This is a genomic window from Pseudomonas sp. RW409, assembly GCF_003184125.1.
GTDB lineage: Bacteria > Pseudomonadota > Gammaproteobacteria > Pseudomonadales > Pseudomonadaceae > Aquipseudomonas > Aquipseudomonas chlororaphis_I.
This window is the reverse complement of sequence record NZ_QHHP01000041.1, coordinates 1,187,115-1,210,035: the sequence shown is the minus strand read 5'-3', so window position 1 is coordinate 1,210,035 and position 22,921 is coordinate 1,187,115. Positions and strand designations below refer to the sequence as shown.

The 22,921-nt window shown below is 58.6% G+C and carries 20 protein-coding genes and 3 tRNA genes; 20 read left to right on the top strand and 3 right to left on the bottom strand.

What is annotated here, in order from left to right; all coding sequences use genetic code 11:
- Positions 1–74: 74 nt before the first annotated feature.
- From carB to DK261_RS25960, 3 genes are read left to right on the top strand one after another with little or no spacing between them, the layout of a single operon-like run.
- Positions 75–3,296, top strand: coding sequence for a carbamoyl-phosphate synthase large subunit (carB, locus tag DK261_RS25970; RefSeq protein ID WP_007920860.1), 3,222 nt, complete (start codon positions 75–77; stop codon positions 3,294–3,296).
- A complete protein-coding gene (gene greA, locus DK261_RS25965; protein ID WP_009042122.1) occupies positions 3,293–3,769 on the top strand; it encodes a transcription elongation factor GreA in 477 nt (158 codons plus the stop codon). The genes carB and greA overlap by 4 nt, the downstream gene beginning before the upstream one ends.
- A 28-nt stretch (positions 3,770–3,797) precedes the next feature.
- Complete coding sequence (locus DK261_RS25960) at positions 3,798–4,202, top strand: hypothetical protein (RefSeq protein WP_016701662.1); 405 nt, start codon at positions 3,798–3,800, stop codon at positions 4,200–4,202.
- Between the two features lie 12 nt (positions 4,203–4,214).
- On the opposite strand, the gene DK261_RS25955 is transcribed toward DK261_RS25960, so the two are convergent.
- A complete protein-coding gene (locus DK261_RS25955) occupies positions 4,215–4,523 on the bottom strand; it encodes a YhbY family RNA-binding protein (RefSeq protein WP_007920867.1) in 309 nt (102 codons plus the stop codon).
- Between the two features lie 106 nt (positions 4,524–4,629).
- Between DK261_RS25955 and rlmE the strand changes: the two genes are divergently transcribed.
- The 16 genes from rlmE to DK261_RS25875 all read left to right on the top strand — a co-directional run bounded on the left by rlmE (position 4,630) and on the right by DK261_RS25875 (position 20,137).
- Positions 4,630–5,259 (top strand): 23S rRNA (uridine(2552)-2'-O)-methyltransferase RlmE, encoded by a 630-nt coding sequence (gene rlmE, locus DK261_RS25950; RefSeq protein WP_110176767.1) that lies wholly within the window; start codon positions 4,630–4,632, stop codon positions 5,257–5,259.
- 201 nt (positions 5,260–5,460) lie between these two features.
- Positions 5,461–7,365, top strand: coding sequence for an ATP-dependent zinc metalloprotease FtsH (gene ftsH, locus DK261_RS25945; protein WP_009046930.1), 1,905 nt, complete (start codon positions 5,461–5,463; stop codon positions 7,363–7,365).
- Positions 7,366–7,373: 8 nt separating this feature from the next.
- Positions 7,374–8,225, top strand: coding sequence for a dihydropteroate synthase (gene folP / locus DK261_RS25940; RefSeq protein ID WP_009046931.1), 852 nt, complete (start codon positions 7,374–7,376; stop codon positions 8,223–8,225).
- 16 nt (positions 8,226–8,241) lie between these two features.
- On the top strand, positions 8,242–9,579 hold the full coding sequence (gene glmM, locus DK261_RS25935; protein WP_038630584.1) for a phosphoglucosamine mutase: 1,338 nt from the start codon (positions 8,242–8,244) through the stop codon (positions 9,577–9,579).
- A gap of 66 nt (positions 9,580–9,645) precedes the next feature.
- Complete coding sequence (gene tpiA / locus DK261_RS25930) at positions 9,646–10,401, top strand: triose-phosphate isomerase (protein WP_009046933.1); 756 nt, start codon at positions 9,646–9,648, stop codon at positions 10,399–10,401.
- Positions 10,402–10,405: 4 nt separating this feature from the next.
- Positions 10,406–10,789, top strand: coding sequence for a preprotein translocase subunit SecG (secG, locus tag DK261_RS25925; RefSeq protein WP_009042126.1), 384 nt, complete (start codon positions 10,406–10,408; stop codon positions 10,787–10,789).
- A gap of 29 nt (positions 10,790–10,818) precedes the next feature.
- Positions 10,819–10,904 (top strand) — tRNA-Leu (locus DK261_RS25920).
- A gap of 96 nt (positions 10,905–11,000) precedes the next feature.
- A tRNA-Met gene (locus DK261_RS25915) sits at positions 11,001–11,077 on the top strand.
- Between the two features lie 130 nt (positions 11,078–11,207).
- Positions 11,208–11,666, top strand: a complete 459-nt coding sequence (rimP, locus tag DK261_RS25910; protein WP_007920877.1) for a ribosome maturation factor RimP — start codon at positions 11,208–11,210, stop codon at positions 11,664–11,666.
- 47 nt (positions 11,667–11,713) lie between these two features.
- Positions 11,714–13,195 (top strand): transcription termination factor NusA, encoded by a 1,482-nt coding sequence (gene nusA, locus DK261_RS25905; RefSeq protein WP_009046934.1) that lies wholly within the window; start codon positions 11,714–11,716, stop codon positions 13,193–13,195.
- A gap of 26 nt (positions 13,196–13,221) precedes the next feature.
- Positions 13,222–15,735, top strand: coding sequence for a translation initiation factor IF-2 (gene infB, locus DK261_RS25900; protein ID WP_009046935.1), 2,514 nt, complete (start codon positions 13,222–13,224; stop codon positions 15,733–15,735).
- A gap of 159 nt (positions 15,736–15,894) precedes the next feature.
- A complete protein-coding gene (gene rbfA, locus DK261_RS25895; protein ID WP_009046936.1) occupies positions 15,895–16,290 on the top strand; it encodes a 30S ribosome-binding factor RbfA in 396 nt (131 codons plus the stop codon).
- 3 nt (positions 16,291–16,293) lie between these two features.
- Positions 16,294–17,211 (top strand): tRNA pseudouridine(55) synthase TruB, encoded by a 918-nt coding sequence (truB, locus tag DK261_RS25890; protein WP_007920884.1) that lies wholly within the window; start codon positions 16,294–16,296, stop codon positions 17,209–17,211.
- Between the two features lie 141 nt (positions 17,212–17,352).
- Positions 17,353–17,622 carry a 30S ribosomal protein S15 gene (rpsO, locus tag DK261_RS25885; protein ID WP_009042128.1) on the top strand — a complete coding sequence of 90 codons (270 nt, stop codon included), beginning with the start codon at positions 17,353–17,355 and terminating at the stop codon, positions 17,620–17,622.
- Between the two features lie 196 nt (positions 17,623–17,818).
- The gene (gene pnp, locus DK261_RS25880) at positions 17,819–19,924 is read left to right on the top strand and encodes a polyribonucleotide nucleotidyltransferase (protein WP_009046937.1); all 2,106 of its coding nucleotides are present in this window, start codon (positions 17,819–17,821) and stop codon (positions 19,922–19,924) included.
- 137 nt (positions 19,925–20,061) lie between these two features.
- Positions 20,062–20,137 (top strand) — tRNA-Thr (locus DK261_RS25875).
- Positions 20,138–20,209: 72 nt separating this feature from the next.
- On the opposite strand, the gene DK261_RS25870 is transcribed toward DK261_RS25875, so the two are convergent.
- Positions 20,210–21,106 (bottom strand): hypothetical protein, encoded by an 897-nt coding sequence (locus DK261_RS25870; RefSeq protein WP_016701666.1) that lies wholly within the window; start codon positions 21,104–21,106, stop codon positions 20,210–20,212.
- Between the two features lie 338 nt (positions 21,107–21,444).
- On the opposite strand from DK261_RS25870, the gene DK261_RS25865 reads away from it, so the two are divergent.
- Positions 21,445–21,741, top strand: coding sequence for a DUF6388 family protein (locus DK261_RS25865; RefSeq protein ID WP_009046939.1), 297 nt, complete (start codon positions 21,445–21,447; stop codon positions 21,739–21,741).
- 58 nt (positions 21,742–21,799) lie between these two features.
- Here DK261_RS25865 and nadC read toward each other — a convergent pair whose 3' ends face one another.
- Positions 21,800–22,648 carry a carboxylating nicotinate-nucleotide diphosphorylase gene (gene nadC, locus DK261_RS25860; RefSeq protein ID WP_009046940.1) on the bottom strand — a complete coding sequence of 283 codons (849 nt, stop codon included), beginning with the start codon at positions 22,646–22,648 and terminating at the stop codon, positions 21,800–21,802.
- Positions 22,649–22,921: the final 273 nt, after the last annotated feature.

Sequence of the window (22,921 nt, the reverse complement as noted above, 5' to 3'; positions counted from 1 at the left end):
GGCGGCCCCTTCAGCGCTTCAGAGATTTGATCAAGACGGCTTGCCGACTGACCTGCGGATTTGAGTGACAACCCATGCCAAAACGTACAGACATTAAAAGCATCCTGATTCTCGGCGCTGGCCCGATCGTGATCGGCCAGGCCTGCGAATTCGACTACTCCGGCGCCCAGGCCTGCAAGGCCCTGCGCGAAGAGGGTTACCGGGTCATCCTGGTGAACTCCAACCCGGCGACCATCATGACCGACCCGGCCATGGCCGACGCCACCTACATCGAGCCGATCAAGTGGCAGACCGTTGCCAAGATCATCGAGAAAGAGCGTCCGGACGCTCTGCTGCCGACCATGGGTGGCCAGACTGCGCTGAACTGCGCCCTGGACCTGGAGCGCGAAGGCGTTCTGGAGAAGTTCGGCGTGGAAATGATCGGCGCCAATGCCGACACCATCGACAAGGCTGAAGACCGTTCGCGCTTCGACACCGCGATGAAGGCGATCGGCCTGGAGTGCCCGCGCTCCGGTATCGCCCACAGCATGGACGAGGCCAATGCGGTTCTCGAAAAGCTGGGCTTCCCGTGCATCATCCGTCCGTCCTTCACCATGGGCGGCACCGGTGGCGGTATCGCCTACAACCGTGAAGAGTTCGAAGAGATCTGCGCCCGCGGCCTGGACCTGTCGCCGACCAAGGAACTGCTGATCGACGAATCGCTGATCGGCTGGAAAGAGTACGAGATGGAGGTGGTCCGCGATAAAAAGGACAACTGCATCATCGTTTGCTCGATCGAGAACTTCGACCCGATGGGCGTGCACACCGGTGACTCGATCACCGTGGCTCCAGCACAGACCCTGACCGACAAGGAATACCAGATCCTGCGTAACGCCTCCCTGGCGGTACTGCGCGAGATCGGCGTGGAAACCGGCGGCTCCAACGTCCAGTTCGGCATCTGCCCGAACACTGGCCGCATGGTGGTGATCGAGATGAACCCACGGGTATCCCGTTCTTCGGCCCTGGCTTCGAAAGCCACCGGCTTCCCGATTGCCAAGGTCGCGGCCAAGCTGGCTGTGGGTTACACCCTGGACGAACTGTCGAACGACATCACCGGCGGCAAGACCCCGGCGTCCTTCGAGCCGTCCATCGATTACGTCGTGACCAAGCTGCCACGCTTCGCCTTCGAGAAGTTCGCCAAGGCTGACGCTCGCCTGACCACTCAGATGAAGTCGGTGGGTGAAGTAATGGCCATTGGCCGGACCTTCCAGGAGTCCCTGCAGAAAGCACTGCGCGGCCTGGAAGTGGGGGTCTGCGGTCTGGATCCGAAGCTCGACCTGAGCAACCCGGAAAGCATGAACGTGCTCAAGCGCGAACTGACCGTGCCGGGCGCCGAGCGCATCTGGTACGTGGCTGACGCCTTCCGTGCCGGCATGACCGTCGAGCAGATCTTCGGCATGAACATGATCGACCCTTGGTTCCTGGTGCAGATCGAAGATCTGATCAAGGAAGAGGAGAAGGTCAAGACTCTGGGCCTGTCGGCCATCGACCGCGACCTGATGTTCCGCCTCAAGCGCAAAGGCTTCTCCGACCAGCGTCTGGCCAAGCTGCTGGGCGTGACCGAGAAGAACCTGCGTACCCACCGCCACAAGCTGGAAGTGTTCCCGGTCTACAAGCGCGTCGACACCTGCGCCGCCGAGTTCGCCACCGATACCGCCTACCTGTACTCGACCTACGAGGAAGAGTGCGAGGCAGCGCCTTCGGGGCGCGACAAGATCATGATCCTGGGCGGCGGTCCGAACCGCATCGGCCAGGGCATCGAGTTCGACTACTGCTGCGTGCACGCGGCACTGGCGCTGCGTGACGATGGTTATGAAACCATCATGGTCAACTGCAACCCGGAAACCGTTTCCACCGACTACGACACTTCCGATCGCCTGTACTTCGAGCCGGTGACCCTGGAAGACGTGCTGGAAATCGTCCGCGTCGAGAAGCCAAAAGGCGTGATCGTCCAGTACGGTGGCCAGACTCCGTTGAAGTTGGCGCGTGCCCTGGAAGCGGCCGGCGTGCCGATCATCGGTACCAGCCCTGACGCCATCGACCGTGCCGAAGACCGTGAGCGCTTCCAGCAGATGGTCGAGCGCCTGAACCTGCGTCAACCACCAAACGCCACTGTGCGCAGCGAAGACGAAGCGATTCGTGCCGCGGCCAAGATCGGCTACCCGCTGGTGGTGCGTCCGTCCTATGTACTGGGCGGCCGGGCGATGGAAATCGTTTACGAAGAAGAAGAGCTCAAGCGCTACCTGCGTGAAGCGGTGCAAGTGTCCAATGATAGTCCGGTGCTGCTGGACCACTTCCTCAACTGCGCCATCGAGATGGATGTGGATGCGGTCTGCGACGGCAAGGATGTGGTGATCGGCGCGATCATGCAGCACATCGAACAGGCTGGCGTGCACTCCGGTGACTCTGCTTGCTCGCTGCCGCCATACTCGCTGCCTGCGCACATTCAGGACGAGATGCGCGAACAGGTCAAGAAGATGGCGCTGGAGCTGGGCGTGGTCGGCCTGATGAACGTACAGCTGGCCCTGCAGGGCGAGCAGATCTACGTCATCGAGGTGAACCCGCGTGCTTCCCGTACCGTGCCGTTCGTTTCCAAGTGCATCGGTGTCTCCCTGGCAATGATCGCCGCGCGCGTCATGGCGGGTAAGACCCTGAAAGAACTGGGCTTCACCAAGGAAATCATTCCTAACTTCTACAGCGTCAAGGAAGCGGTGTTCCCGTTCGCCAAGTTCCCGGGTGTCGACCCGATCCTCGGCCCAGAGATGAAGTCGACCGGCGAAGTGATGGGCGTTGGTGACACCTTCGGCGAAGCCTTTGCCAAGGCCCAGATGGGCGCCAGCGAAGTGCTGCCGACCGGTGGTACCGCATTCATCAGCGTGCGCGACGATGACAAGCCACTGGTTGCAGGCGTGGCTCGCGATCTGATCAACTTGGGCTTCGAAGTGGTCGCCACTGCCGGTACTGCCAAGCTGATCGAGGCGGCAGGCCTGAAGGTGCGTCGCGTGAACAAGGTGACTGAAGGTCGTCCGCACGTGGTCGACATGATCAAGAATGACGAAGTCACGCTGATCATCAACACCACCGAAGGTCGTCAGTCGATCGCCGACTCTTATTCCATTCGTCGTAACGCCTTGCAGCACAAGATCTACTGCACCACTACCATTGCTGCGGGCGAGGCCATCTGTGAAGCGCTCAAGTTCGGCCCGGAAAAGACTGTGCGCCGCTTGCAGGATCTACATGCAGGATTGAAGGCATGAATAAATACCCAATGACCGTCCAGGGCTCCAAGGCCCTGGAAGAAGAGTTGACGTTCCTCAGCAAGGTCGAGCGGCCACGCTTGAGCCAGGCCATCGGTGAGGCCCGTGAGCTCGGTGATCTCAAGGAAAACGCTGAATACCATGCTGCCCGTGAGGAGCAGGGAATGGTTGAAGCGCGGATCCGTGACATTGAAGGCCGCCTGCAAAACTCGGTTGTCATCGATGTGACGAGCATTCCCCATACAGGCAAGGTGATTTTCGGCACTACCGTCGAAATCGCCAACGTCGAAACCGATGAAAGCGTCACTTACCAGATCGTTGGTGAGGATGAGGCTGATATCAAGCTCGGAAAGATCTCTGTAGGTTCGCCCATTGCCCGTGCCTTGATCGCCAAGGAAGAGGGTGATGTGGTTGCCGTTAAAACGCCTAGCGGCGTGATCGAGTACGAGATTGTCGAAGTCCGCCACATCTGAACGAGGGCGCCTGCTGAATGCAGGCGCCATGCTTTGGCAACTGACCCAGATGTTGTGGGTTGGTGGTGTGTGGTTATTGCATGTCGGCTTATTGCCGGTGCTGGGCCAGATTGGCCTGGCGCCGCTGCTGATCGAAGAGATCGGCAATGTGCTGAGTGCGCTGCTGGTTGGTTTTTCAGCGGTATGCATCGTTCTTCAGATGCTGGTATTGGTACGTGCTGAAGGGCTGGCGAGCCTGTGGCGGGATATGCGAGGGCAGTTGCTGTTGATGGCGCTATGTGCGTGCACGATGTATTTCGTGGTGCGCTTCGGGCTGTCGGATGTCGAGCGCTGGCAACTGTTCAGCTATCTTGTCTTGGGTTTTTCCGGCCTGGTGCTGGTATTGCAACCGGTGCCTGGATGGAGTGGCAGGGCGCGCGAAGCACGCCCTTGACCCCTGTCGACGTCAGTGGAAGCGATGGACGTTGGACAGTTGCTTGTTTACCTTGGCGTTCTTGCGATAAATCAACGCCATTTTGCCGATGACCTGCACCAGATCCGCTTTGCCGGCCTTGCACAGTTCTGCAATGGCTTCCAGGCGGGACTCGCGTTCGAGGATGTTGAGCTTGATCTTGATCAGCTCATGATCGCTCAAGGCGCGTTCAAGTTCGGCCAACACACCTTCGGTCAAACCGTTGTCAGCCACAGTCAATACTGGTTTCAGATGGTGGCCAATGGATTTGTACTGTTTCTTCTGCTCTTGAGTGAGCGGCATAATCTGACCCCTGCGTCTGATCTTGTAAAAAGCGGCGGCCAGTTTACCCGAGCGCGTCCGGGACCGCCCAGTTAATCACGACCCGTTTTATTTTTTGAGGTGGCCCGTGGCCCGTTCCAAAACAAGCCATAACTGGCTGAAAGAGCACTTCAACGACCCATTCGTCAAAATGGCGCAAAAAGATGGGTACCGTTCGCGTGCCAGCTACAAATTGCTGGAAATCCAGGAAAAGGATCGTTTGATTCGGCCGGGCATGAGCGTAATCGACCTGGGCGCGGCGCCAGGAGGCTGGTCGCAGGTGACCAGTCGTCTGATCGGTGGACAGGGGAGGCTGATCGCTTCCGACATCCTGGAAATGGACAGCATCCCTGATGTCACCTTTATTCAGGGCGACTTCACCGAAGACACAGTGTTGGCTCAAATCCTCGAGGCAGTCGGAAATTCCCAGGTGGACCTTGTGATTTCCGATATGGCCCCCAATATGAGTGGTACGCCTGCCGTAGATATGCCGCGGGCGATGTTTCTGTGCGAGTTGGCACTTGATTTGGCGGGGCGGGTTCTTCGTCCCGGTGGTGACTTCCTGATAAAGATTTTCCAGGGAGAAGGTTTCGACGAATACCACAAGAGCGTTCGCAAGATGTTCGACAAGGTGGTGATGCGCAAACCGAGTTCTTCCCGTGATCGTTCTCGCGAGCAATATCTGCTGGGACGTGGCTTTCGCGGGCGTATCGAGTAAAGGTTGGTTTTGACCGGGTTGATAGTTTTTTCGTATTTCGCCCCGGGGGCTTAAGCGAATATTGTGTAATCTGGGTTTCACAAAGGGTTACAGACAGCGCCTGCCAGAGCTGTAGGTAATGTAGTAAGTTAGGTCGGTGAATATCATGCGAAGCGCGCGCCAGCAGCGGAGCTTGCTTCAGAGGGTAGTTAATTGAACGATATGGCAAAGAATCTGATCCTGTGGTTGATCATCGCGGCTGTCCTGGTGACGGTGATGAACAACTTCTCCAGCCCTAACGAGCCGCAGACCCTCAACTATTCCGACTTTATCCAGCAAGTTAAGGATGGCAAGGTCGAGCGCGTAGCCGTTGATGGTTATGTGATTACCGGCAAGCGCAACGATGGCGATAGCTTCAAGACTATTCGTCCCGCGATTCAGGACAACGGCCTGATCGGTGACCTGGTGGATAACCATGTGGTCGTCGAAGGCAAGCAGCCTGAGCAGCAAAGCATCTGGACCCAATTGCTGGTCGCCAGCTTCCCGATTCTGGTGATCATCGCCGTCTTCATGTTCTTCATGCGGCAGATGCAGGGCGGTGCCGGTGGCAAGGGCGGGCCGATGAGCTTTGGCAAGAGCAAGGCGCGCCTGTTGTCCGAAGACCAGGTGAAAACTACCCTGGCGGATGTCGCAGGTTGCGACGAGGCCAAGGAAGAAGTGGGCGAGTTGGTTGAATTCCTCCGCGATCCAGGCAAGTTCCAGCGTCTGGGTGGCCGTATTCCTCGTGGGGTGCTGATGGTTGGCCCGCCGGGTACCGGTAAGACCTTGTTGGCCAAGGCTATCGCCGGTGAAGCCAAGGTTCCGTTCTTCACCATTTCCGGTTCCGACTTCGTCGAAATGTTCGTTGGTGTAGGTGCCAGCCGCGTTCGCGATATGTTCGAGCAGGCCAAGAAACATGCTCCGTGCATCATCTTCATCGACGAAATCGATGCTGTCGGTCGCCATCGTGGTGCCGGCATGGGTGGTGGTCATGATGAGCGCGAACAGACTCTCAACCAGTTGCTGGTCGAGATGGATGGCTTTGAAATGAACGACGGCATCATTGTCATTGCCGCCACCAACCGTCCTGATGTACTGGACCCGGCGTTGCTGCGCCCTGGTCGCTTCGACCGTCAGGTCGTGGTCGGTCTGCCGGATATTCGTGGTCGTGAGCAGATCCTGAAAGTTCACATGCGTAAAGTGCCAATGGGTGAGGATGTCGCACCGGCGGTGATCGCTCGTGGTACACCTGGCTTCTCTGGTGCTGACCTGGCCAACCTGGTGAACGAGGCGTCGCTCTTCGCTGCCCGTAGTGGCAAGCGCATCGTCGAGATGAAAGAGTTCGAGCTGGCAAAAGACAAGATCATGATGGGCGCGGAGCGCAAGTCCATGGTCATGTCCGAGAAGGAAAAGCAGAACACTGCTTATCACGAAGCTGGCCATGCCATCGTCGGTCGCGTAGTGCCTGAGCACGATCCGGTCTACAAGGTTTCGATCATCCCGCGCGGTCGGGCTCTGGGCGTGACCATGTTCCTGCCGGAAGAGGATCGCTACAGCCTGTCCAAGCGAGCGCTGATCAGTCAGATCTGCTCGCTGTACGGCGGTCGTATCGCTGAAGAAATGACATTGGGCTTTGACGGTGTAACTACCGGTGCTTCCAACGACATCATGCGCGCCAGTCAGATTGCGCGGAACATGGTGACCAAGTGGGGGTTGTCCGAAAAACTGGGCCCGTTGATGTACGCCGAAGAGGAGGGCGAGGTCTTTCTGGGGCGCAGTGCTGGCAGCCAGCATGCAAGCCTGTCTGCGGAAACCGCCAAGCTGATCGACTCCGAAGTTCGTAGCATCATCGACCAGTGCTATGGCACTGCTAAGCAGATCCTCACGGATAACCGCGACAAGCTGGATGCGATGGCCGATGCCTTGATGAAGTATGAAACCATCGATGCCGAGCAGATCGACGACATCATGGCTGGTCGTACCCCTCGCGAGCCTCGCGATTGGGAGGGCGGTTCGGGTACCACACCTCCGGTGGTGCAGAATGAACGTCCAGAAACACCGATCGGCGGCCCGGCTGCTGACCACTAAGGTTTGAAATGACTTCTATGTCGTCCTCGACCCGGTTGCCTTGCGGCAACCGGGTTCTTGATTTGGCCCATACGCATGTCATGGGCATTCTGAATGTAACTCCCGATTCCTTTTCCGATGGTGGCCGCTTCAGCCAGCTGGATGCTGCCTTGCGCCATGCCGAGGGCATGATGCAGGCGGGCGCGACGCTCATCGATGTGGGGGGCGAGTCCACTCGTCCTGGTGCGCGGGCGGTATCGCCGCTTGAAGAGCTAGAGCGCGTAGCGCCTATCGTCGAGCGCATCCATCGTGAACTGGATGTCATTATTTCGGTCGATACCTCCACGCCTGCGGTCATGCGCGAAACTGCGCGCCTAGGTGCGGGGTTGATCAATGATGTCCGTTCGTTGCGACGGGATGGCGCACTGGATGCGGCGGCGGCCACAGGCTTACCGGTTTGCCTCATGCATATGCTCGGTGAGCCAGGCGATATGCAGGACAATCCGCAGTATCGGGATGTAACCAAGGAAGTGGGTGAGTTCCTGGCTGAGCGTATGGCTCAGTGTGCTGCAGTGGGTATTGGGCCGGAACGGATCATTCTGGATCCAGGTTTTGGTTTCGCGAAGACCCTGCAGCACAACTTGAGCCTGTTCAAGCATATGGACGCCCTGCATGCCCTTGGTCGACCTCTGCTGGTCGGAGTTTCACGAAAGAGCATGATAGGTCAGGCATTGAACCGTCCTGTCGGAGAACGCCTGTATGGCGGGTTGGCTCTTGCCGCTCTGGCAATGTCTAAAGGCGCAAAGATCCTGCGGGTCCATGATGTGGCCGAGACGCTGGATGTCGTGCGGATGATTACAGCTGTGGAATCAGCCGAATAAGAATGATGGAGCACTTATGAGCAAGAAATACTTTGGCACCGACGGCATTCGCGGTCGTGTGGGTGTGTACCCTATTACTCCCGATTTCATGCTCAAGCTGGGCTGGGCCGCGGGTATGGCTTTCCGCAGCATGGGCGCCTGCCGCGTGTTGGTGGGCAAAGACACACGCATTTCCGGTTACATGTTCGAGTCTGCGCTTGAGGCGGGCCTGTCCGCTGCCGGTGCGGATGTAATGCTGCTGGGCCCGATGCCCACCCCTGCTATCGCCTACCTGACCCGCACTTTCCATGCCGAGGCGGGGATCGTGATCAGCGCGTCGCATAATCCTCACGATGACAACGGCATCAAGTTCTTCTCGGGTGAGGGTACCAAGCTTCCGGATGAAGTCGAGCTGATGATCGAGGAGTTGCTGGATGCGCCGATGACCGTGGTGGAGTCGAGCAAGCTGGGCAAGGTCTCCCGCATCAATGATGCCTCGGGCCGTTATATCGAGTTTTGTAAGAGCAGCGTTCCATCCAGTACCAGCTTTGCTGGGCTGAAGATCGTGGTCGATTGTGCCCATGGCGCAACCTACAAGGTAGCGCCAAGCGTCTTCCGTGAATTGGGTGCCGAGGTGGTGGTGCTCTCTGCGCAGCCTAACGGCCTGAACATCAACGACAATTGCGGCTCCACCCATATGGGGCAATTGCAGGCTGCGGTATTGGCCGAGCACGCTGATCTGGGTATCGCCTTTGATGGTGATGGCGACCGGGTACTGATGGTCGACCATACAGGTGCCATCGTCGACGGCGACGAACTGTTGTTTATCATCGCCCGGGACCTGCACGCGCGTAACAAGCTGCAGGGTGGCGTGGTCGGTACCTTGATGAGCAATCTGGGTCTCGAGCTGGCCTTGGCTGACCTGGGGATCCCATTCGTGCGTGCCAACGTTGGTGACCGCTATGTTATTGCCGAGCTGCTTGAGCGCCAGTGGCTGGTAGGCGGTGAAAACTCTGGCCATATCGTGTGCTTCCAGCACACCACCACCGGTGATGCGATCATTGCCGCCCTGCAGGTGTTGATGGCGCTGAAACGACGTGATGAAGGGCTGGCGCAGTCGCGTCAGGCGCTGCGCAAGTGTCCGCAGATCCTGGTCAATGTGCGTTTTGGTGGCGGAACCAATCCCGTCGAGCATCCGGCAGTGAAAGAGGCATGCGCGCGCGTCACTACCGCGATGGCTGGGCGTGGCCGGGTGTTGCTGCGCAAGTCGGGCACCGAGCCTTTGGTTCGCGTCATGGTTGAGGGCGACGATGAAGCCCAGGTCCGTGGCTATGCTGACGAGCTGGCAAAACTGGTTGCGGAAGTTTCTGCCTGATTTCGGCTTGCCAGTGTTGATGCGGTTGGGTAACATCTGCGCCCACTTTGACCGACGAGGTACAGCATGCGTCGCCCTATGGTAGCTGGTAACTGGAAAATGCACGGTACCCGCGCCAGCGTCGCTGAGCTGATCAATGGCCTGCGTCATCTGGCCTTGCCTGGCGGTGTTGATGTCGCGGTATTCCCGCCTTGCTTGTATATCAATCAAGTGATTGATGGCTTGAAAGGCAAGTCGATTTCGGTCGGCGCGCAGAACTCTGCGGTGGAGCCCATGCAAGGTGCGCTGACAGGAGAAATTGCTCCGAGTCAGCTGGTGGATGCAGGTTGTTCCCTGGTGCTGGTTGGGCACTCCGAGCGTCGCCTGATGATGGGTGAGCGTGACGGTACGCTGAATCGCAAATTCGCAGCGGCACAGGCTTGTGGTTTGACACCGGTCTTGTGTGTAGGGGAGACCCTCGAGCAGCGCGAGGCCGGGAAGACTCTTGAGGTTGTCGGGCGTCAGCTGGGCAGCATCATCGAAGAGTTGGGTGTTGGTGCGTTTGCCAATGCCGTTATCGCTTACGAGCCGGTCTGGGCCATTGGTACCGGGCTGACTGCTTCGCCGCAACAGGCTCAGGATGTGCACGCAGCCATTCGGGCGCAGTTGGCGGCAGAGAATTCTGAAGTGGCACGAGGTGTGCGGCTTCTATACGGCGGCAGCGTGAAGGCGGCCAATGCGGTCGAACTGTTCGGCATGCCGGATATCGATGGGGGGCTCATTGGTGGAGCTTCCCTGAATGCAGATGAGTTCGGTGCGATCTGTCGCGCCGCGGGAAACTGAAAAAATGCTGGAAACAGTCGTAGTCGTTTTTCATCTGCTGGGTGCGCTGGGCGTAGTAGCTCTGGTATTGCTGCAGCAGGGTAAAGGTGCGGACGCTGGCGCGTCTTTCGGAGCAGGTGCTTCAAATACTGTGTTCGGAAGCCAAGGTTCCTCTACCTTTCTTAGTAAGTTTACTGCTATACTTGCCGCAGGTTTTTTCATAACCAGCTTGGGGTTAGGTTACTTTGCTAAAGAGAAAGCTCACGAGCTGACTCAAGTAGGTTTGCCAGATCCAGCGGTGCTTGAAGCGCCAAAGCAAAAACCGGCTTCTGATGATGTCCCGGTGCTCCAAGAGCAAAAGTCGGCAACCAATGCGACTGACGTACCTCCAGCTCAAGAGCAGAAGTAAGAAGAGTTTCACGCAGTAACGTAGTCTATGCCGAGGTGGTGGAATTGGTAGACACGCAACCTTGAGGTGGTTGTGCCCATAGGGTGTAGGGGTTCGAGTCCCCTTCTCGGTACCAATTATCAGGAGAGCCCGCTGTTGCGGGCTTTCTTGTAGGTGGAAGGTTACATTGACCCAAAAAGGGATCGGTCGTATACTTCCGCCCCAGCTTTGTCGCGGGGTGGAGCAGTCTGGTAGCTCGTCGGGCTCATAACCCGAAGGTCGTCGGTTCAAATCCGGCCCCCGCAACCAGTTTTAGCGGAGCCCCTTTTCAGGGGCTTTTTGTTAGCTGGACACTTTATAACGCCGCTATTCAACGGCGTTTCCGGGATGGGCGCTTCGCCCATTTTTTATTTGCACAAGCATGCACGAGGGGGTTCAGGTGTCGAGCAAGCTAGAACAGTTGCAGGCCTTGTTGGCCCCGGTGGTCGTGGCCCTTGGCTATGAATGCTGGGGTATCGAGTTTTCGGCTCAAGGTCGCCACTCACTGTTGCGCGTTTATATCGATAAAGAAGGCGGTGTGCTGGTGGACGACTGTGCCATCGTCAGCCGTCAGATCAGCGGCGTTCTGGATGTCGAAGATCCGATCTCCGTTGAATACACCCTTGAAGTTTCCTCTCCTGGCATGGAACGCCCGCTGTTCACCCTTGAACAGTTTGCCAAGTATGTCGGTGAACAAGTGAAGATCAAGCTGCGCTCGCCTTTTGAAGGTCGGCGTAATTTTCAGGGCCTTCTCCGCGGGGTGGAGGAGCAGGACGTCGTGGTGCAGGTGGAAGACCATGAGTTCCTGTTGCCGATCGACATGATCGACAAGGCCCACATAATTCCCAGTTTTGACTGAGACGCGGATCCCGCGGATCCAATGGCTTGCGAAAGGCGAGGCGTACGATGAGCAAAGAAGTACTGCTGGTTGTTGAGTCGGTATCCAATGAAAAGGGTGTACCGGCAAGCGTAATTTTTGAAGCGCTGGAGCTGGCTCTGGCCACTGCTACCAAAAAGCGTTTCGAGGACGAAGTCGATCTGCGTGTGGAAATCAATCGCCACACCGGTGCTTACGAGACTTTCCGTCGCTGGACGGTAGTCGAGGAAGCCGATCTGGACGATCCGGCCGTGGAAACCTGGCCGAGCAAGGTCCAGGAAACCCATCCGGGCGCCAAGGTCGGTGATGTCGTCGAAGAAAAGATCGAATCGATCGAGTTCGGCCGCATTGCTGCGCAGACCGCCAAACAGGTCATCGTGCAGAAAGTCCGCGAAGCCGAGCGCGCTCAAGTCGTTGACGCTTATCGCGAGCGCCTGGGTGAAATCATCTCCGGCACCGTGAAAAAAGTGACCCGCGACAACGTGATCGTCGACCTGGGTAACAACGCCGAAGCGCTGTTGGCCCGTGAAGACATCATCTCCCGCGAGACTTTCCGGGTTGGCGTGCGTCTTCGCGCGCTGCTCAAGGAAATCCGCACCGAGAACCGCGGCCCGCAGCTGATCCTGTCGCGTACCGCGCCGGAAATGTTGATCGAGCTGTTCCGTATCGAAGTGCCGGAAATCGCCGAAGGCCTGATCGAAGTCATGGCCGCTTCCCGTGATCCGGGTTCGCGCGCCAAGATCGCGGTCCGTTCCAAAGACAAGCGCATTGACCCTCAGGGTGCGTGCATTGGTATGCGCGGTTCGCGCGTCCAGGCCGTTTCCGGTGAGTTGGGCGGTGAGCGTGTGGATATCGTCCTGTGGGACGACAACCCGGCGCAGTTCGTGATCAACGCCATGTCGCCGGCCGAAGTCGCGGCAATTATCGTCGACGAAGATGCCCATGCCATGGACATCGCCGTTGGCGCAGACAATCTGGCTCAGGCCATCGGTCGCGGTGGTCAGAACGTGCGTCTGGCTAGCCAGTTGACTGGCTGGACCCTGAACGTGATGACCGAATCGGACATCCAGGCTAAGCAGCAAGCTGAAACCGGCGACATCCTGCGCAACTTCATCGAAGAGTTGGAAGTCGATGAAGAGCTGGCACAGGTGCTGGTTGATGAAGGCTTCACCAGCCTGGAAGAGATTGCCTACGTACCGTTGGAAGAAATGCTCAACATCGACGGCTTTGACGAAGACATCGTCAACGAGCTTCGCGCTCGTGCCAAGGATCGCTTGTTGACTAAAGCCATCGCTACTGAGGAAAAGCTGGCAGACGCCCATCCGGCCGAAGACCTGCTCTCGCTTGAGGGTATGGACAAGGATTTGGCGATGGAACTGGCGGTGCGCGGCGTAATTACCCGCGAAGACCTGGCCGAGCAGTCTATTGACGACCTGCTCGACATCGACGGCATTGACGATGATCGTGCCGGCAAGTTGATCATGGCCGCCCGAGCCCATTGGTTCGAGTAATAGGCGCGGCCTGAGGAGAGAAGTGCATGACGCAAGTCACGGTGAAACAACTGGCCGATGAGGTCAAAACACCGGTAGAGCGCCTGTTGCAGCAGATGCGTGAGGCAGGTCTGCCGCACACCGCCGCCGAGGAACATGTGACCGACAGTGAGAAGCAATCGTTGCTGACTCACTTGAAGAGCAGCCACAAGGCGAAAGTGGAAGAACCGCGCAAGATCACTTTGCAGCGTAAAACCACCAGCACCCTGCGTGTTGCCGGCAGCAAAAGTATCAGCGTTGAAGTACGCAAGAAGAAAGTCTTCGTACAACGCAGCCCGGAAGAAATTGAAGCCGAGCGCCAGCGTGAACTGGAAGAACGTCGCGCAGTAGAAAATGCTGCACGTCAGAAGGCTGAAGAAGAAGCCAAGCGTCGCGCCGAAGAAGAAGCGCGTCGCCAGCCTGCTGCTGCGCAACCTGCTGCCGTTGAAGCGGTCGCTGCACCTGCAGTGGTTGCCGAGCCGATTGTTGAAGACGTCCCTGTTGTCGCTCCAGCGCCGGTCGCTGAAGTACGCAAGAAGGACGAGCAGCGTCGTCCGGACAAGAGCCGTAACGACGACAACCGTCGTGGTGGCGATGGCGAGCGTAAAAACGCTCCGCATCGTGCTTCCGTCAAGGAAAAGGCTCCGGCTCCACGCGTTGCCCCACGTACTACCGACGAAGAAAGCGATGGCTTCCGTCGTGGTGGTCGCGGCAAGGCCAAGCTGAAGAAGCGTAACGCTCACGGCTTCCAGAGCCCGACTGGCCCTGTCATTCGTGAAGTGAAGATCGGCGAAACCATCACTGTTGGCGATCTCGCCCAGCAGATGTCGGTCAAGGCTGCCGAAATCATCAAGTTCATGTTCAAGCTGGGCACCCCGGCCACCATCAACCAGGTACTGGACCAGGAAACTGCCCAGCTGGTTGCTGAAGAGCTGGGCCACAAAGTGACCCTGATCAGCGACACCGCCCTGGAAGATTCCCTGGCCGAGTCCCTGAAGTTCGAAGGTGAAGCGGTTCCTCGTGCGCCGGTAGTGACCGTAATGGGTCACGTTGACCACGGTAAGACCTCGCTGCTCGACTACATCCGTCGTGCCAAGGTCGCAGCTGGCGAAGCCGGCGGCATCACCCAGCACATCGGTGCGTACCACGTTGAAACCGAACGCGGCATGGTCACCTTCCTCGACACCCCGGGTCACGCCGCGTTTACCGCCATGCGTGCTCGTGGTGCCAAGGCGACCGACATCGTGATCCTGGTGGTTGCAGCGGACGACGGCGTGATGCCGCAGACCGTTGAAGCCGTTCAGCACGCCCAGGCGGCTGGCGTACCTCTGGTAGTCGCGGTGAACAAGATCGACAAGCCGGGTGCCGACCTCGATCGCATCCGTAGCGAACTGTCGGTTCACGGCGTGACTTCCGAAGACTGGGGTGGCGACACTCCATTCGTTCCGGTTTCCGCGAAGATGGGTACCGGCGTCGACGAATTGCTCGAAGCCGTACTGCTGCAGGCCGAAGTGCTCGAACTGACCGCCACGCCTTCGGCTCCTGGCCGTGGCGTCGTGGTTGAATCGCGTCTCGATAAGGGCCGTGGCCCGGTGGCGACCGTACTGGTTCAGGACGGTACCCTGCGTCAAGGCGACATGGTGCTGGTCGGCTCGAACTATGGCCGCGTGCGCGCCATGCTCGACGAGAACGGCAAGCCGATCAAGGAAGCAGGTCCGGCCATTCCGGTCGAGATCCTCGGCCTGGACGGTACCCCGGACGCTGGCGACGAGATGAGCGTGGTTGCCGACGAGAAGAAAGCCCGTGAAGTGGCTCTGTTCCGTCAAGGCAAGTTCCGCGAAGTCAAACTGGCTCGCGCTCACGCCGGCAAGCTGGAAAACATCTTCGAAAGCATGGGCCAGGAAGAGAAGAAGACGCTCAACATCGTCCTCAAATCCGACGTCCGTGGTTCGCTGGAAGCTCTGCAAGGCGCTCTGAACGGCCTGGGCAACGACGAAGTGCAAGTGCGCGTAGTCGGCGGCGGCGTCGGTGGTATCACCGAAAGCGACGCCAACCTGGCCCTGGCTTCCAACGCTGTACTGTTCGGCTTCAACGTGCGTGCCGATGCCGGCGCTCGCAAGATCGTCGAGCAGGAAGGTCTGGATATGCGTTACTACAACGTGATCTACGACATCATCGAAGACGTCAAGAAAGCCCTGACCGGTATGTTGGGCAGCGACGTTCGGGAGAACATCCTGGGTGTTGCCGAGGTTCGTGACGTATTCCGTTCGCCGAAGTTTGGCGCGATCGCCGGTTGCATGGTGATCGAGGGTGTCGTTCACCGTAACCGTCCAATCCGTGTACTGCGTGAAGACATCGTTATCTTCGAAGGCGAGCTGGAATCCCTGCGCCGCTTCAAGGACGACGCTTCCGAAGTACGTGCCGGCATGGAATGCGGTATCGGCGTGAAGAGCTACAACGACGTCAAAGTCGGCGACAAGATCGAAGTCTTCGAGAAGGTTCAGGTTGCTCGCAGCCTCTAACTCGCGCACTTCAAGAGCCATGATGGCCAGTCGCATGCAAATGCACGGCGCATCGTCCGGACTCTAAACGCAACGCCCGGTCTGGCTTCTGTCAGGCCGGGCGTTTGCCGCTTTCAGACCTTGCGGGTTTCACCGCCAGGCAGCAACAGGTAACAAGACATGGCAAAAGAATACAGCCGTACCCAACGTATCGGCGACCAGATGCAGCGTGAGCTCGCTCAGCTGATCCGTCGTGAAGTCAAAGATCCGCGCGTCGGCCTGGTCACCATCACCGCCGTTGAAGTCAGCCGTGACGTCGGTCACGCCAAGATCTTCATCACCGTGATGGGCCAGGACAACGCTGACGATATCGCCCAGAGCATCAAGGTGCTCAACTCGGCCGCCGGCTTCCTGCGCATGCAGCTGGCTCGCGAAATGAAGTTGCGCAGCGTTCCACAGCTGCACTTCCACTACGACGAAAGCGTCGTACGGGGCGCGCATCTGTCGGCCCTGATCGAGCGCGCCGTGGCCGAAGACAGCCAGCACGCCGCTGAACCCGAAGACGCCAAGGAGTAAGCGGTGGCTCAGGTCAAGCGTATCCGTCGTAACGTCAGCGGTATCATCCTGCTCGACAAGCCGCTGGGGTTCACCTCCAACGCGGCGCTGCAGAAAGTCCGCTGGTTGCTCAATGCCGAAAAGGCCGGGCACACCGGCAGCCTCGATCCCCTGGCCACCGGCGTGTTGCCGTTGTGCTTTGGCGAGGCGACCAAGTTCTCGCAATACCTGCTCGATTCCGACAAGGGGTACGAAACCCTCATGCAGTTGGGCAAGACCACCACCACGGCCGATGCCGAGGGTGAAGTCCTGCAGACTCGCGAAGTGACCGTTGGTCGCGCCGATATTGAAGCGGTGTTGCCGGAATTTCGCGGGCAAATCAGCCAGATACCGCCGATGTACTCGGCCCTCAAGCGTGATGGCCAGCCACTTTACAAGCTGGCCCGTGCAGGCGAAGTGGTGGAGCGCGAGGCGCGTTCTGTTACTATTGCGCGCTTGGAATTGCTGGCCTTTGAAGGCGATACTGCGCGGCTAGCGGTGGACTGCAGCAAAGGCACCTATATCCGGACCCTGGTGGAAGATATCGGTGAGAAGCTGGGTTGTGGTGCTTACGTCGCGGAACTGCGTCGCACCCAGGCCGGTCCTTTCAGTCTGGCCCAGACCGTCACGCTGGAAGAGCTTGAGGCGGTACATGCCGAAGGCGGCAACGAAGCGGTGGATCGCTTCCTGATGCCATCGGACAGCGGCCTGTTGGATTGGCCACTGCTGCAGTTCTCCGAGCACAGCGCGTTCTACTGGCTCAACGGCCAGCCGGTACGCGCTCCCGATGCACCGAAGTTCGGCATGGTGCGGGTACAGGATCACAACGGTCGCTTTATCGGTATCGGTGAAGTGAGCGAAGACGGGCGCATCGCGCCGCGTCGACTGATTCGGTCGGAATGACCGGAAACCAGCCTGTTTAACAGCAGGCTGGAGAGGGTGGCTGTTAACAGGCACGGTCACAGCTCATTTATAGATACAGGGATTTGTCCCTGGCCTGTTGGTGGCGTTCCTTGGAACGTTGCCTTTTGAGAGGAAAGCCAAATGGCACTCAGCGTTGAAGAAAAAGCTCAAATCGTAACCGACTACCAGCAAGCTGTTGGTGACACTGGTTCGCCAGAAGTGCAAGTTGCACTGCTGACCGCCAACATCAACAAACTGCAAGGTCACTTCAAGGCCAACGGTAAAGACCACCACTCCCGTCGTGGTCTGATCCGCATGGTTAACCAGCGTCGTAAGCTGCTGGACTACCTGAAAGGCAAAGACCTGAGCCGCTACAGCGCTCTGATCGGTCGCCTGGGTCTGCGTCGCTAATCAGCGATTGCGCTAGAGGTTGGTTGTTTGCCGTGCGTCAGTGGGTTTCCCGCAGGCGCATGGCAGGCTCCCAGCCTCAAGTTTTATCTGGACAGTAGTTTTACCTGGACAATAAAGGCCGGGCCGATTCCCGGGATTGCCCAAGAATTTCGCAAGAAACCAGTTCCCCCAAGAGCCACAAAGAAGGTAGGACACCGTGAACCCGGTAATCAAAAAATTCCAGTTCGGTCAGTCGACCGTTACCCTCGAGACTGGCCGTATCGCCCGTCAGGCCTCCGGCGCAGTATTGGTCACCGTTGACGACGACGTCAGCGTATTGGTGACCGTGGTTGGCGCCAAGCAAGCCGATCCAGGCAAGGGTTTCTTCCCTCTGTCTGTTCACTACCAGGAAAAGACTTACGCTGCCGGTAAGATCCCTGGCGGTTTCTTCAAGCGTGAAGGCCGTCCTTCCGAGAAAGAGACCCTGACCTCGCGTCTGATCGACCGTCCGATCCGCCCTCTGTTCCCAGAAGGCTTCATGAACGAAGTGCAGGTTGTCTGCACCGTGGTTTCCACCAGCAAGAAAACCGATCCGGACATCGCTGCGATGATCGGTACCTCGGCTGCGCTGGCCATCTCCGGCATTCCTTTCGACGGTCCGATCGGTGCTGCCCGCGTTGCATTCCACGAAAGCACCGGCTACCTGCTGAACCCGACTTACGAGCAGCTTCAGGCATCTAGTCTGGACATGGTCGTAGCCGGTACCGAAGAAGCGGTACTGATGGTTGAATCGGAAGCCAAAGAGCTGACCGAAGACCAGATGCTGGGCGCCGTACTGTTCGCCCACGACGAATTCCAGGCTGTTATCCAGGCCGTCAAAGAGCTGGCTGCCGAAGCCGCCAAGCCAACCTGGGACTGGGCTCCTGCTCCAGAAGCCACCGACCTGCTGGGCGCTATCCGCGCCGAGTTCGGCGAAGCGATCTCCCAGGCCTACACCATCACCGTCAAGGCCGACCGTTATGCTCGCCTGGGCGAGTTGAAAGATCAGGTCGTCGCCAAGCTGTCCGGCGAAGAAGGCCAGCCTTCCGCTGCCGACGTCAAAGCCGCTTTCGGTGAAATCGAATACCGCACCGTTCGCGAAAACATCGTCAACGGCAAGCCACGTATCGACGGTCGCGACACCCGCACCGTACGTCCGCTGAACATCGAAGTCGGCGTTCTGCCGAAGACCCACGGTTCGGCGCTGTTCACCCGTGGCGAGACTCAGGCCCTGGTAGTCGCGACCCTGGGTACCGCCCGTGACGCACAGCTGCTGGACACCCTGGAAGGCGAGAAAAAAGACCCCTTCATGCTGCACTACAACTTCCCTCCGTTCTCGGTGGGCGAGTGTGGTCGCATGGGTGGCGCTGGTCGTCGTGAAATCGGTCACGGCCGTCTGGCCCGTCGTTCGGTTCAGGCCATGCTGCCAGCCGCCGACGTGTTCCCTTACACCATCCGCGTAGTATCGGAAATCACCGAGTCCAACGGTTCCAGCTCCATGGCTTCCGTTTGCGGTGCTTCCCTGGCGTTGATGGACGCTGGTGTGCCGATGAAGGCGCCGGTTGCCGGTATCGCCATGGGCCTGGTTAAAGAAGGCGAGAAATTCGCCGTTCTGACCGACATCCTGGGTGACGAAGACCACCTGGGCGACATGGACTTCAAGGTAGCCGGTACCGCCAAAGGCGTCACCGCGCTGCAGATGGACATCAAGATCAAAGGCATCACCGAAGAAATCATGGAGATCGCCCTGGGCCAGGCCCTGGAAGCTCGCCTGAACATCCTCGGCCAGATGAACCAGATCATTGGCCAGTCGCGTACCGAGCTGTCGGCCAACGCTCCGACCATGATCGCGATGAAGATCGACACCGACAAAATCCGTGATGTCATCGGTAAAGGCGGCGCGACCATCCGTGCGATCTGCGAAGAGACCAAGGCTTCGATCGACATCGAAGACGACGGCTCGATCAAGATCTTCGGCGAAACCAAGGAAGCCGCAGAAGCCGCGCGTCAGCGCGTTCTGGGCATCACCGCGGAAGCCGAGATCGGCAAGATCTACGTTGGTAAGGTTGAGCGCATCGTCGACTTCGGCGCATTCGTCAACATCCTGCCTGGCAAAGACGGTCTGGTTCACATCTCCATGCTGAGCGATGCTCGCGTCGAGAAAGTGACCGACATCCTGAAAGAAGGTCAGGAAGTGGAAGTACTGGTACTGGACGTGGACAACCGCGGCCGTATCAAGCTGTCCATCAAAGACGTAGCAGCAGCCAAGGCTTCGGGCGTTTAAGGCTCCCGTCGTTGTAAGCTGAACAAGCAAACGCCCCGACTGGTTCGGGGCGTTTTGCTATCTGCCGTTTGTACCTTGCTCCCTGCCGGGCAGGCGATATGGCAAAACCCCGGCCTCGGTGCTAGGTTTAGCCCAGCGCCCGTGTAGCTCAGCCGGTAGAGCAGCGCACTCGTAACGCGAAGGTCGCAGGTTCGATTCCTGTCTCGGGCACCAATTGGCAAGCTCAAGTCGTACAAACAACAAAGCCCGCATCGCGCGGGCTTTGTCGTTCTTATTGGCCTTGAATCACTTCACTTTGCTTCTCAGGTCCTCGAGGCTGCGTTTGAGTTGGTCCAGGTTCTGGCCCTGATTGCTGACCTCGCTCTTGAGGCTGGACAGCTCGCTGGAGTTCGAACTGGAGCTTGAGCTGCTGCCACGCTTGAGGTCATCGATCTGACTGGCCAGCTTATCCAGGGTGCTGGCCTGACTGCTGACCGTGCTCTTGAGGCTGCTCAGTTCGCTGGAGCTCGAACTGGAGCTTGAGCTGCTGCCACGCTTGAGTTCCTCGATCTGCTTGCCGAGCTTGTCCAGTTCACCGGCCTGGCTTCCGACCGTACTCTTGAGGCTGCTCAGCTCGCTGGAGTTCGAGCTGGAGCTTGAACTGCTGCCGCGCTTGAGCTCCTCGATCTGTTTGCCGAGCTTGTCCAGTTCGCTGGCCTGGTCGCTGGTAACGCGCTTGAGGTTGTTCACTTCACTGGCGCTCGAACTGGAGTTGGAGCCGCTGTTGCGCTTGAACTCTTCAAGCTGGGTTTCCAGTTTTTTCAGCTGGTTGGCTTGCTCGCCGGTGGTTTTCTTGAGGTTGCTCATCTCACTGGCATTGGCGCTGGAGCTGCTGCCGGTGTTGCGCTTGAGCTCTTCGATCAGGCGCGCCTGGCTGTTGACCAGGTCCTTGAGCTTTTCCAGCTCGGCGGCGCTGCTCTTGAGGCCGTCCTGCAGCTTTTGCAGGTCGTCCACGGTGAAGCCGCTGGGACGCACGGTGAACTTGAGGTCCACTTCCTGGTGCAGGGCCGAGATCCTGTCCGAGTACGAGGCGCTGCTGGAGTTGAACTCGACGGCCTGGGCGGGGAGTGACAGGCTGCTGAGGATCAGGGTGGAGAGGCTGGTGGCGAGGAAGACGGACGAACGCTGAGTGCGGCTGAACATCACTGGGTTTCCTTGTGAAGTGCCGATATGGCACATCGCTATGACTGCGTTCCTGCCTTCTTGTTCCTGGAGTGAGAAGCCGGCTCGGGGGGAGGAATGTAACAACGTATTTTTCATGAAAGTGCCTTGAGCGAACGGACAGGTTTTTTGTCGGTGCGCTGTAAGGATTCGTAGGCATCCGCAGACAAAGGCCCTATATTCGCAGCCTGTCTGAATGGTTTTCAGATGATCCCGAATGGTTCACGGCCAGATAAATCGGCTTTCACAGCGCTTTTTTGCGGCAAAGAGATCCCAACGATCCAGATCCATCTTCCATTCCCATGATCAGAGAGAACGAGATGATTCCTAAAGAAGCCAGAATTGACGTAGCCCTTGAAAAATACCTGGCTGCCACGCCTTCCTTGCAGGAAGAAATCAGCGACCTGAGCCCGCAGGAGCAGAAGCAGCAGGCCCAGTGGGCGTTCGAGGACGAAGCGGAGTCGCGCGGCATCGAGCCGTGGGAGCTTGTGCTGGAGTTGGTGGCCGAGTCGCCCGATGAACTCAAGGCCATGCGCCTGGAGGTCCATCAAGAAGTGGCCGAGGCCCTGGGTATGGACCTTAAGGACTACCTGGAACTCAACGAAATCGACGACTGATGCAAAAACGCCAGCCTTTCAGGGGCTGGCGTTTTTCTTTGGGGTATCGCGCAAAGAGTCAGAGGCTCAAGCGCATCGACAAATCGACCGCCTTCACATCCTTGGTCATCGCCCCGATAGAAATGTAATCGACGCCGGTCTCGGCGATCGGGCGCAAGGTGCTTTCATTGATCCCGCCGCTGGCTTCCAGCTTGGCCTTGCCGGCATTCAGGCGAACCGCCTCGCGCATGTCGTCCAGGCTCAACTCGTCGAGCATGATGATGTCCGCGCCCGCCGCCAGGGCTTCCTTGAGTTCTTCCAGGCTTTCCACTTCGACTTCCACCGGCTTGCCCGGGGCGATCTTGTGGGCGGCGCTGATCGCCTGGGCGATGCCGCCGCACGCGGCAATATGGTTTTCCTTGATCAGGAAGGCGTCGTACAGGCCGATGCGGTGGTTGTGGCAGCCACCGCAGGTCACCGCGTACTTCTGCGCCAGGCGCAGGCCTGGCAGGGTCTTGCGGGTATCCAGCAACTTGACCTGGGTATCGGCGACGAAATCGGCGTAGTACTGCGCGCGGGTGGCCACGCCGGACAGCAACTGCAGGAAGTTCAGGGCGCAGCGTTCGCCGCTGAGCAGCGAACGGGCCGGACCTTCGAGGTGGAACAGGGCCTGGTTGGGGCTGACACGCTCGCCGTCACGCACCTGCCAATGCACGGCGACCCGCGGGTCGAGCTGGCGGAACACCGCGTCGACCCAGGCCGTGCCACTGATGATCGCCGCTTCGCGGGTGATGATGGTGGCTTTGGCCAGGCGTTCGGCCGGGATCAGTTGCGCGGTGATATCGCCGCTGCCGATGTCTTCCAGCAACGCACGGCGCACGTTGGCTTCGATTTCGGCGGTCAGGTCGGCGAGGCGTAGATTCGGCATAACGGGCTCCACAAACAAAGTGGCCCGATTATAGGGCCATGGCGCAAGCGAACCCAAGGCGAGCGCCTTCCCGTGGCTGCATTTGGTCGCCTGGCATGAGCCGTTTGCCGGAAAGGGCGGTCGCTATATGAGCGCTATTTCAAAGCCCGCGCAGAGTCTGCTGGCACAAGAAGGGGCTTTTGCCAGATAATCCGACTTCTAATTGACGTCATAGCTTTGACGTTTGTTTGGCTCCCCACTATTTGAAATGCAGCGGTGCGTATCGATGCCCGC